Raw genomic sequence first — 10,412 nt, 5'->3', positions numbered from 1 at the left:
AAGGTCGAGAACCTGTTCGCCAAGCTCAAGGACTGGCGCCGCATCGCCACACGCTACGACCGATGCGCTCACACCTTCTTCTCAGCGATATGCATCGCCGCAGCCGTCATCTTCTGGATCTGACCAATGAGTCCTGAGCCAGCCTAGGTGTTCGAGTGCGGGTGCGACTTCGGTCAGATAATGCCGGCCCGCCGCAGTCAGCCGTACGCCGCACCGGCCCCGCTCGAAAAGTAGCACGCCAAGACTGTCTTCCAATCGCTTCAAAGCGCGGCTGACGTTCGACTCATCGACCTGACAGATTAAAGCCGTGCGTCGAAAACTCCCGACCTCTGCGGCGACCGTCAAAAAGTGGAGCTGTCTCAGCGCCTGCCTCATCAGGTTTGTCTGAGGCTTGGAATGGGGGCGATTCGAATGAAATGAGCAGGGCCAAATTGAGAGGTGAACACCTGCAATCTGAGGCTAAAGCTCAAACGCGCTGGGCGATCGCCGCGTCTTTCCGATGTTACTGAAAAATTCGACGCCACGCCACGCTCTCCCCGCCCGCAAAAGCCGACCTTCGGTCTCGCTCAAACTTGTTCACTCGGGCGTCGATTTACCAAAGGGCATGCCGGCTCCCCGCCAAAAAATTACACCAATACATCATGACTGACTATCAGTCATTTTGCACTAAGCGGAAATTTCAGCTAATGCATGAATTTTGACTGACTGACCGAAAGTCACTTGACTCAAGACAGGCGCAACATGTATCGAAATGAACTTGAAAATCATTATCAACTTTTCGCCATGCGATCCCGAGCCAGATCGTAGGAGGTCAGTCATGTCCGAAATCAGCGGCGCCCTCGTCGAACCGAGGGCCGCATCCTCACCGCGAGATGAGGGTGCCCACTCCCCTTTCACCACGACGCCACGGCTTGCGGAGACCGGACCGCTGTGGCGCCTACTCGGCCCGGTGCGAGCTTACCTTTTCGTGTGCTCGATCCTGTCGGCGCTCGGAGCGGCCGCCGGCCTTCTGCCGTACATCGCCATTGCCGAGATCGCTCGGGCGGCATTAGCCGCTGAAGAGATTGCCTCCGTGACCCAGACGATTTGGACGTGGGTGATCATCGGTATCGCAGGCGCATCGCTCCGCCTGTTTTTCGTGTTCTTCTCTTCGCGGCTCGGCCACTACGCCGACGCGGAAATCTTGCACGACATCCGCGTGAAGCTGGTCCGCCGACTTGGCGTCCTCCCTATTGGGTGGTTCCGGGCGGAAGGCTCGGGCGCCGTGAAGAAGGCGATGACGACCGACCTCGAGGACATGCATCAACTCATCGCTCATGCTTTGGGCGAAATGATTGGCGCGGCGGTCGCCATCGTCGTCGGTGTCGGCTACCTGACGACGATCGACTGGCGACTTACTGTCGTTACGATTGGCGTGCTGGGAGCGTGGGCCTTGTTCTTCAAGGTCGCGATGCGCTCGATGTCACTTCATCTAACCCGGTTGAACAACGCGGAAGCGCGCATCAGCGCGGCGAGCATCGAATATGCCGACGGCATCACCGTTGTTAAAACGTTCGGGACCGGCGGCAGAATTCTAGAGCGCTTCGCTGAGGCTGTGCGCGAGCACTCGGAAGCTTTCCGCATCTGGGTCAACGAGACGCGATATAGTTCGGCGTTCGCCCGTTTGCTGGGCTCTGAAATGGCCGTCCTTGCGGCCGTGATGGCCGCGGGTCTATTCCTCATCAGCCGTGAGGCGATCATCGCGGCAGACCTGTTGCCATTCCTGGTGGTCGGCGTCGGTTTGCCAACATCGATCATGCCGGCGGTTCTCGGCGAACAGGGTCTGCGCCGGAGCCGCTTGGCTGCCGGAAACATCGAGGCTTTGCTCTCTCGCGAGGGCCTTCCCCAGGCGCTCGCCCCGCAAACACTGAATGGGCATGCAATAGAGTTCGACAGCGTCTGCTTTAGCTACGATGGCGAAACAGAAGTCCTTTCGCAGGTGAGTGCGATCTGCGAACCGGGCACGATAACGGCGCTGGTCGGTCCATCCGGCGCCGGAAAATCTACGCTGGCGAGCCTCGTTCCACGTTTCTACGACGTCACTGCGGGGACGATCCGCATCGGCGGCGCAGACATCCGCTCGATCCCAACCTCAACGCTTCTCTCAGCGATGTCACTCGTGTTCCAAGACGTCGTGCTTTTGCGCGATACGGTCCGTGAGAACATCCGGATCGGCCGAGTTGGCGCCAGCGACGAGGATGTCCGCAAGGCGGCCAAGGCCGCGCATGTCGATCATGTCATCGAACGGCTGCCAAACGGCTACGATACCGTTCTCGGCGCGGATGGCGCGGGGCTCTCGGGCGGCGAACGCCAGCGCCTGACGATAGCCCGCGCGATCCTTTCTAACGCTCCTGTCGTCATACTGGATGAAGCGACGGCCGCGCTCGACCCCGATAGTGAGAGCGCCGTCCAGGACGCCTTAGCCGAGCTCGCTACCGGAAAGACCGTCCTCGTGATCGCCCATCGACTGCACACGATCGCCGAAGCGCACCAGATCATCGTGCTCAACGGCGGTCGTGCCGTCGAGCGCGGCACGCACAACGATCTTCTGGCGCTTGAGGGGCTCTACGCCCGCATGTGGCGCGCCCAACAAACAGGAGCCACGGCATGAACCTCATTCGCCATCTCTATAAGCTTTGGCCGGACCCAAAGCTGCTGATCCGGCTCGGGATGCTCCAGGCCATAATGGCAGTCCTTCAGGGAGCCCTGCTCGGTCTACTCGTTCCGATCCTGGCCGCCATCGTGCGGTCCGAGCCTGACTTCACTACTGCCATGCCTTGGTTGACCGTCGGCGCGATCGGACTGGTCATGTACGGCGTGCTTAGCGTCATCACGTCGCCAATCGGCTTCGCAGCCAGCGGCGAGTTGGCGGCGCAACTTCGTTTGCATCTCATGCGGCATGTTAGTGTCCTGCCGCTCGGCTGGTTCACGACCGAGCGTAAGGCGCGCCTCGCCCGCGCGGTCACCGCTGATGTGAGCCACGTCGCCCATCTGGCCGTCGTGACGGGCGGGCCAGCTATAACCTCGCTCCTTGTCTCCGCCACCATTCTGGTGATCACCTTCGCGGTGGAATGGCGCATGGGGTTGCTGTTCGCAGCAATCATCCCAATCGCCTTCCTCGCCCTGAAGCGCTCGGCCCGGATCGCGGACGAATCCGTGATTCTCCTGGAGCAGGCCAATACGGAGATCGCAGGCCGGGCCATCGAGTTCGGCCAAGCTCAACCGGTGCTGCGCGCCGCTGGGCTCGGCGAAACGGGAAGCCTCGCGATGCGCGACGCGCTCGAAGCGCACCGCCGCACCTATCGCGACGGCATGAACCGTTCGATGGCTCCCGATCTCACCTATACTGGCATCGTGGTCGCTGGCCTCGCAGCTGTCGTTCTTCTAGGCGCCTATCTTCTCCTCGACGGCTCTATCACGGTGGCGACGACTGTCGCCCTGTTGGTGCTCGCCGTCCGCTTCCTCGAGCCGCTGGGCAGCCTGATCGACCTCGTCGGCGCGCTTCGCGAGATGGATAACTCCATCAAGCGTCTAGCGACCGTCCTCGCGACGCCCACACTTCCGCAGAAGCCAAACGCAATCACCGCATTGGGCGATGCCTCGATCGCGTTCTCAGACGTGACCTTCAGCTACGGCGATCGGCCTGCGCTCAGTGCTGTGTCATTCGCCTGCGCGCCGGGGACGACGACCGCGCTTGTCGGAGCGTCCGGCTCCGGGAAGACCACCGCGATACGCCTGATCGCCCGCTTCTTCGACGCGGATAGGGGGCAGGTCCGCATCGGCGGAGTGGACGTTCGAGACCTGGATCCTCAGACCATGATGGAGGACATCGCCATCATCTTTCAGGACGTCTACCTTTTCGACGATACGATCGAGAACAACCTCCGTCTCGCTCGCCCAGACGCAACGTCTGAAGACCTTGCTGCGGCGGCCAGATCCGCTCGTCTCGACGAGGTTGTCGCGCGACTGCCCGCGGGATGGCAGACGCAAGTCGGAGAAGGTGGCGCGCAGCTCTCAGGCGGCGAACGCCAGCGCGTCTCGATCGCCCGCGCTTTTCTGAAACGGGCACGCATCGTTCTGATCGACGAAGCCAGTTCAGCGCTCGATCCCGAGAACGAAGGCGCAATCAGTCAGGCGATCATCGATATTGCGCGCGATCCCGCCCGGACCGTGATCGTCATAGCGCATCGTCCCACCACATTGGCGGCGGCGGATCAGGTCGTGGCGCTTGATGCTGGGCATGTCGTCGAGTTCGGTACACCCGCCGAGCTTCGCCGCAGCGGCGGCGTCTTCGCCGGCCTCTACCGACAGTACGAGCAGGCCAGAAGCTGGCGCATCGCTGCCGCGCCGTACGCCAACTGACGTCAACCCAAAGCCTTGAGCGCGGCAGCCTCGGCGACCCGCTTGAACTCGACACTATGAAGGATTTGCCGATGGTAATCTCTCCGCAAGCTCGACCTGAAAACGGACCTATCGACGCGGCGCATCGTACAAGGCTCTCGAAACCCCAAACAGGTTGCCTTACCGCCTTCCTACTCGGGTCGACGGTGCTCGCGCCATTCCCCGCTTTCGCGGAGGATGTTGAATATCCAAACAGACAGACGACAGTGCTCGACACTATCGTGGTCACTGCCAGACGGCACGCCGAGGATGCCCAATCGGTTCCTATCAGCATGAACGTAATCGAGGGCCGCGCAACCGAGCAGATCTCGGCAGCTTCGTCTAATGCGGATATCGCGCGATCGACCCCGAACTTCGTGATGCAGGAATTCGGCGGCCCATACGCGAACATCGGTCATATCCGCGGTGTGGGATCACTGTTTCCCTTGTCGCCAGACGATACCTCGGTTTCCTTCAATGTCGATGAGATCCCGATGTCCGCCTTTGGGATGCCCCCATCAACGCTCGATCTGTCTCGCGTAGAGGTGCTCCGGGGTCCCCAGGGCACACTGTATGGCCGCAATTCACAAGGCGGCGCCGTCAACTTCATCTCCAATAGGCCGGAGTTCGTCCACGAGTTTCGGCTCCGCGGGGAGGTCGGCACCAACGGCTGGCATCTGGGCGAATTCATCGCGAACACGCCTTTGATCGACGACGTCCTGGCTGGCAGGCTCGCGGTTCAATATTCCAATCGCAACGGTGATATCAAAAATGTTGTCCAAGGAGGAGATGACGGCGCTGTCAAAGTGGGCGCGGCGCGTGGCTCACTGCTCTGGACGCCGACGGACACTACGACCGTTCTCCTTAGCCTGAACTATAATCGTAACGACGACACGACGCCGCTTTGGATCCTACGCGATGCCGATTGCTATCCGTGCAGCGGACTTAACCCCCGCAACGACTTCACACGCGATCAAGTCGGCTCAAACCTTCGGATCGAGCACGACTTCGACAGCTTCAGGTTTACCTCGATCTCCAGCTTCCAGTCATTCGACAGTAGTCAACTGATGGATCTCGCCGATGGCCTGGTTTTCGGAAAAGGTGCCGATCGGCCCCGTGAAAACCTCTCGCTGGCCGATCTGGGTGAAGACACGATCTTTCAGGAATTCAGACTGTCCTCGAAAGAAGGCGCAAGGGTTCAATGGACCGCTGGCATAAACTATTTCCAGTCCGACTTTGACATGCTTCGCCGCGCCGAGAATCTGACGATGCCGTCCTTCGCCACTTATAGCGGTCGGCTCGCCACCGATATGAAGACTCAGAGCTACGCCGCGTTCGGCGAAGCTTCGGTTCCGCTAACCGATCGTCTGACAGGCATCGTGGGCGCCCGCCTCACGCATGAGGATAAACGCGTAGTCTACGACTACGCCGGCGAGGGTTTGCCCGGCACCGTCGATACCTTCCGGCAAAATGCCTCTTATAGCGATACCTTCGTCACCGGTCGCATTGGTCTCAACTATCGCTGGAACGAAGACTTGATCACCTACGCCACGGTCGGTCGAGGGGCGGTCGCCGGCGGCTTACCCTGGAGCCCTTACAACATTCCCTCCGGCATCACCGAGGATAGCTTCCCGACATCCCTGAGTTGGACCTATGAGGCCGGGTTCAAGTCCACACTCTGGGACGGCCAAGCGATGCTTAATGGGTCTCTCTTCTACAACGACGTTAGCGATGGCCACCTCCTCGCGTTTGACCCCTCGGTTTACGGCTTCCGCGCTACAACGCTCGACTACAGAACCTACGGCGGTGAGCTGGAAGCTCGCGTTCAGGCGACGCCGGGCCTGACGCTCTTTGGCGGGATCGGCTACACACACGCCGTTTTCGGTTCGATCCCTGAGCCGAGTCCGACAGGCGCGAGGACCGGGGGGCGCGTACCGGGAATCCCAAGGTTCACTGGGCATATCGGAGCTGAGTACCGCATCGATGCTAGCCAGGTCGGCATTGATCAGGGCCAGTTCTATATCAACGCGAACTACCAGTTCGTGGGCTCGCGCGCGGTCGATGTCCAGCGCACATTTGACCTGAAAGAATACGGCGTCGTCAACATGCGCCTTGGTTGGGAGGGCGACAGCGCCGAAGTTTACCTGTTTGCCAACAACCTTCTCGATGAGCGATACGAGATCATCGGTACGAGCTATGGGCCCGGTCTAGATCAAGTCCGACCCGGCGTCGGTCAGACCATAGGCCTCGGCGCGAGCGTCAAGTTCTGAACATGACGATTACGCAAAAGGCCGGACTATGCGGTCAAACGTCTTCTGAGACCCTTCCGCCGCGGAGGTCGGACGAGTCTTCCGTAGGTCATGCAGCCGCTACCCAACAGTCCCGGTCTGACGCGGGCCTGAACCACGAGAGTTTGCGGGGGCTGATCTATCTCATTCTCGCTGCAGCATTGGTCGTAGCGATGCTGATCGGGATTTGCGCCGGCCAATACCCCGTCGCCCCCGGGCGGGTCCTCTCGATCCTCGTCGGATGGCAAACGCACGATGGTGCGCTTAGTATGGATGAGCGGATTGTGACCCTCTTGCGAGGCCCCAGGATCGTGCTGGTCGCGCTTTGCGGCGCAGGTCTATCGCTGTCGGGCGCAGCCATGCAGGGCGTGTTCCGCAACCCGCTTGCCGCGCCGGAATTGCTAGGCGTCTCGTCCGGCGCTGCGTTCGGCGGCGCGGGAGCCATTCTACTCGGTTTTACCGGCGGGGTGCTCCTCGGCAGCGCGTTCCTGGCTGGGTTGTTCTCCATGGTCATGGTCGGCGCTATAGCGCGTGTCGGAGGACGGGCCGACACCACCACCGTCATTCTCACCGGCGTCATCGTCGGAGCCTTCTTCACGGCCCTCGTCTCGGTCACACAGTTGCTGGCCGATCCATATAATTCGCTGCCGGCGATTGTCTTCTGGCTGATGGGGAGTTTTGCCACGGCGACGTGGAACAAGGTCCTGCTCGCTATCCCCGCTATAGCAGTTGGTAGCGGCCTGCTGTTGTTGATGCGTTTCCGCATCAACATTCTCTCGCTTGGCGACGAAGAAGCCAGCGCACTAGGGGTGTCTGTCGAGCGCGATCGATGGCTGACCTTCCTCGCGATCACCCTCATCGTCGCCACGACCGTGTCCGTCGCCGGCATCATCGGTTGGGTTGGCATCGTCGTGCCGCACGTCGCGCGCCTCGTGATCGGCCATGATCACCGCCATCTTCTTCCGGCGTCGGCGCTTCTGGGCGCGACTTATCTGTGCTTCGTCGACACGCTGGCGCGAAGTGCGACCTCGACCGAGGTTCCGCTCGGCGTCCTGACTGCCGTAATCGGTGCGCCGTTTGTCGCGCTGCTGCTTAGGCGACGGCAGCGTGCCGAGGAGGCGCCGTCATGATCCGGCTCGAAGGCGCCGGCGTTCGTTTCGGCTCCCGCTGGATCTTCCGAGATCTGGACCTGACGGTCACCGAGGGCGCCTGCCTGGCGCTGCTCGGCCCGAACGGACGCGGAAAGACGACCTTGATCCGCACGCTTCTTGGCGTGCAGCCGTTACATGAGGGCCGCCGCGCGGCCCCAGCTTTGATCGGCTACGTGCCGCAGGCCGGGAATGCGCCTGCTCATTATCGCGTACTCGACATGGTGGTCATGGGTCGGGCGAAAGCGCTCGGCGTGTTTGGCGCTCCCGGCCACCAAGATTACCACGCCGCTCGCTCCGCGCTCTCGCGCATCGACCTTTGCGACCTTTCGGAGCGGCCGTTTTCGGTTCTGTCGGGAGGGGAGCGGCAACTTGTCCTCGTCGCGCGGGCACTAGCCACCGGCGCCAAGACGATCGTGCTCGACGAGCCGTCCTCCGCGTTGGACCTCGCCAACCAAAGCCGCCTGCTCGCACTAATAAGGGATCTGACGCGCGACCCGGCGTTCACGATCATCTTCAGCACGCATCACCCGCAACACGCCCTGCAATTGGCGGATGACGTGGCAATGATGATGACAGACCAAGTCCTACGCGGTCCCGTCGCTACCACCCTAACCGAGCCGAACCTTCGCGAGTTGTATGGCGTCGAGGTTCGCCGGGTCTCGATCCCGGAAAGTGGTGACGTGTTGGTTCCAATTCTGGATCAGATTCCGCCGCAGGCCGGGCCATCCCCAGACGCGGATCTCGAGAAGTCAGGTCACGTTTGCGCGTCGCCGGCCCCTCAACATCAGCGAGAATCACGATGATGAGTACCTGGACCCGAAGAAAGTTCGTCACCACAGCGTCGGCCGCCCTGACCTCAATCGGGCTCGTGGGTTGCGATGGCAGCAGCGATTCCGGCGCCTCCAAGGCTACGGATCGACGCATCAGCTTTAAAGACCTGGATGGGCGAGAGATCACGCTTCCTCGTCCTGCTGAGCGGATCGTTGCCCTGGGTACCCCCTATGCCGCCATGGCGCTCGCGGTATACGGATCGCCGGAACGCCTGGTGGGAATCCATCCGCGTGCCCAGGACATGTTCTCCAGAAGTTTTGTCAGGCAGATGTTCCCCGACATCATGAACATTCCCACGAACATCTCGGTTGGCGGCGACTTCACACCGAACGTCGAGGGAATAGCGCGGCTTCAGCCCGACATCGTCGTTCAATGGGGCGATATGGGCGACGCACTGATTGCTCCGCTCGAGAACGCCGGCATCACCGTTGCGCGCTACCGAGCGCTGGAAAATGGCGCCGAAGCAACGCTTTCTGCAATGCTGACGATGTTCGGCGATATGATTGGTGATTCCAGACGCGCAAAGTTGCTCAATGCTCAGCGAGCAGAAACCGGTCAACGGTTGCGACAAGCGATCAGCAAGTTGCCAGGTGGCGCACGTCAACGCGTTCTGCTTATGACACGTACGGGCGAGGCGATGTACGCCTCGGGCGGCGGTCACGAGGGTCTGTATTCCTATTATATCTACAGGGCAGGCGGTACAAACGTGGCCCAACACCTTCCGGACTATTCCCCGATCAGCCGCGAGCAGATCGCAGCTCTTCAGCCAGACGTCATCCTACTGTTCGGCCTTGACGGTGAATCGCCAAAGGCAATCTTTGAGGACTCGGTCCTTCGATTCACCGCGGCTGCCCAGAGCAGGCGTGTCTATATCCTTCCTACCGGCAGCCACTATTGGGGTGCAATCGGTCCGGACGACGCCCTAACCCAAATCTGGCTGGCCGAGCTCCTATATCCGGAGCGGTTGGCGAGGACGCTGCGTCAAGAGATGCGTCAGACCTACGCCACGATGTTCGAGCGCGAATTTTCTGACGCGCAGATCAACAGTATCCTCATTCCGCAAACCAATGGGGGCTCTGCGCACTACGAACGCTTCTTGGCTTGATGTCGGGATCGGAGGAGGTTGCGATCCGGCCGCCCCGTTCTAGTGACACCACCCTTTTGATATGCGAAATGTACTGACCGGCGTTCAGTCAATAGACGAGACCTAACCTTTGAAAGCAAGGAATCCTCCGGACCGGGGCAAAACGGAAGTCGCAATCACGCGCCGGGCGGAGTTGATGACGGCGGCAGTGGGCCTTTTCCTGGATCATGGTGTTGGACCCACCACGATCGAGCAGATAACCGCTGCCGCAGGCGTCGCTAAAGGCAGCTTTTATCTTCACTTCCTTGACAAGGAAGACCTCGTACTGGCGTTACGCGAGCAGTTCGATAACGATCTGGTCGCACGCGCTTCGGCGCTGATCTCACGTCGGCGCGCAGTAGACTGGAAAGCTGTACTTGCCACTTGGAGCGAGGCAGCGGTGAACGCCTACCTGTCGTCGTTGCCCATTCACCGCATCATCTTCCACAACGTTCCCCTACCTAGGCTCAGGACTCATTGGTCAGATCCAGAAGATGACGGCTGCGGCGATGCATATCGCTGAGAAGAAGGTGTGAGCGCATCGGTCGTAGCGTGTGGCGATGCGGCGCCAGTCCTTGAGCTTGGCGAACAGGTTCTCGA

The 10,412-nt window shown here is 60.8% G+C and carries 9 protein-coding genes and 1 pseudogene; 8 read left to right on the top strand and 2 right to left on the bottom strand.

The annotated features are described in order from the left end of the window. Positions 1 to 123, top strand: a 123-nt coding sequence (locus AC5XE7_RS20290) for a transposase (RefSeq protein WP_495367401.1), incomplete at its 5' end; no start/stop codon positions are given. Here the strand turns inward: AC5XE7_RS20290 and AC5XE7_RS20285 are convergent. After that, positions 82 to 375 carry a LysR family transcriptional regulator gene (locus AC5XE7_RS20285; protein ID WP_495367393.1) on the bottom strand — a complete coding sequence of 98 codons (294 nt, stop codon included), beginning with the start codon at positions 373 to 375 and terminating at the stop codon, positions 82 to 84. The two genes, AC5XE7_RS20290 and AC5XE7_RS20285, sit on opposite strands and share 42 nt — an antisense overlap. Before the next feature lie 442 nt (positions 376 to 817). Here AC5XE7_RS20285 and AC5XE7_RS20280 point away from each other — a divergent pair, with 442 nt between their 5' ends. The 7 genes from AC5XE7_RS20280 (at position 818) to AC5XE7_RS20250 (ending at position 10,335) form a co-directional block, all read left to right on the top strand. Beyond that, positions 818 to 2,650, top strand: coding sequence for an ABC transporter ATP-binding protein (locus AC5XE7_RS20280; RefSeq protein WP_495367394.1), 1,833 nt, complete (start codon positions 818 to 820; stop codon positions 2,648 to 2,650). Then, positions 2,647 to 4,401 carry an ABC transporter ATP-binding protein gene (locus AC5XE7_RS20275; protein ID WP_495367395.1) on the top strand — a complete coding sequence of 585 codons (1,755 nt, stop codon included), beginning with the start codon at positions 2,647 to 2,649 and terminating at the stop codon, positions 4,399 to 4,401. The genes AC5XE7_RS20280 and AC5XE7_RS20275 overlap by 4 nt, the downstream gene beginning before the upstream one ends. 185 nt (positions 4,402 to 4,586) lie before the next feature. Continuing rightward, positions 4,587 to 6,689, top strand: a complete 2,103-nt coding sequence (locus AC5XE7_RS20270; RefSeq protein ID WP_495917957.1) for a TonB-dependent receptor — start codon at positions 4,587 to 4,589, stop codon at positions 6,687 to 6,689. A gap of 191 nt (positions 6,690 to 6,880) precedes the next feature. Further along, positions 6,881 to 7,837: a FecCD family ABC transporter permease gene (locus tag AC5XE7_RS20265; protein WP_495367397.1), complete on the top strand. Its 957-nt coding sequence runs from the start codon at positions 6,881 to 6,883 to the stop codon at positions 7,835 to 7,837. Then, a complete protein-coding gene (locus tag AC5XE7_RS20260; protein ID WP_495367398.1) occupies positions 7,834 to 8,661 on the top strand; it encodes an ABC transporter ATP-binding protein in 828 nt (275 codons plus the stop codon). Before AC5XE7_RS20265 ends, AC5XE7_RS20260 begins: the two co-directional genes overlap by 4 nt. After that, positions 8,658 to 9,794 carry an ABC transporter substrate-binding protein gene (locus tag AC5XE7_RS20255; protein ID WP_495367399.1) on the top strand — a complete coding sequence of 379 codons (1,137 nt, stop codon included), beginning with the start codon at positions 8,658 to 8,660 and terminating at the stop codon, positions 9,792 to 9,794. Before AC5XE7_RS20260 ends, AC5XE7_RS20255 begins: the two co-directional genes overlap by 4 nt. Before the next feature lie 175 nt (positions 9,795 to 9,969). Then, on the top strand, positions 9,970 to 10,335 hold the full coding sequence (locus AC5XE7_RS20250; RefSeq protein ID WP_495367400.1) for a TetR/AcrR family transcriptional regulator: 366 nt from the start codon (positions 9,970 to 9,972) through the stop codon (positions 10,333 to 10,335). Here the strand turns inward: AC5XE7_RS20250 and AC5XE7_RS20245 are convergent. Next, a pseudogene (locus AC5XE7_RS20245) lies at positions 10,294 to 10,412 on the bottom strand (IS5/IS1182 family transposase); the annotation flags it as partial. The gene AC5XE7_RS20250 and the pseudogene AC5XE7_RS20245 overlap by 42 nt on opposite strands.

The sequence above is a fragment of the Aquamicrobium sp. YD-1-mutant5 genome, assembly GCF_059509755.1.
Note: the sequence above shows the minus strand (reverse complement) of the source record. Positions and strands in the feature narration are given on the sequence as shown.

Coding starts and splice junctions, on each gene's coding strand:
- AC5XE7_RS20255 (WP_495367399.1), top strand. CDS start 8,658: ATGATGAGTACCTGGACCCGAAGAAAGTTCGTCACCACAGCGTCGGCC.
- AC5XE7_RS20280 (WP_495367394.1), top strand. CDS start 818: ATGTCCGAAATCAGCGGCGCCCTCGTCGAACCGAGGGCCGCATCCTCA.
- AC5XE7_RS20260 (WP_495367398.1), top strand. CDS start 7,834: ATGATCCGGCTCGAAGGCGCCGGCGTTCGTTTCGGCTCCCGCTGGATC.
- AC5XE7_RS20250 (WP_495367400.1), top strand. CDS start 9,970: ATGACGGCGGCAGTGGGCCTTTTCCTGGATCATGGTGTTGGACCCACC.
- AC5XE7_RS20265 (WP_495367397.1), top strand. CDS start 6,881: ATGCTGATCGGGATTTGCGCCGGCCAATACCCCGTCGCCCCCGGGCGG.
- AC5XE7_RS20285 (WP_495367393.1), bottom strand. CDS start 375: ATGAGGCAGGCGCTGAGACAGCTCCACTTTTTGACGGTCGCCGCAGAG.
- AC5XE7_RS20275 (WP_495367395.1), top strand. CDS start 2,647: ATGAACCTCATTCGCCATCTCTATAAGCTTTGGCCGGACCCAAAGCTG.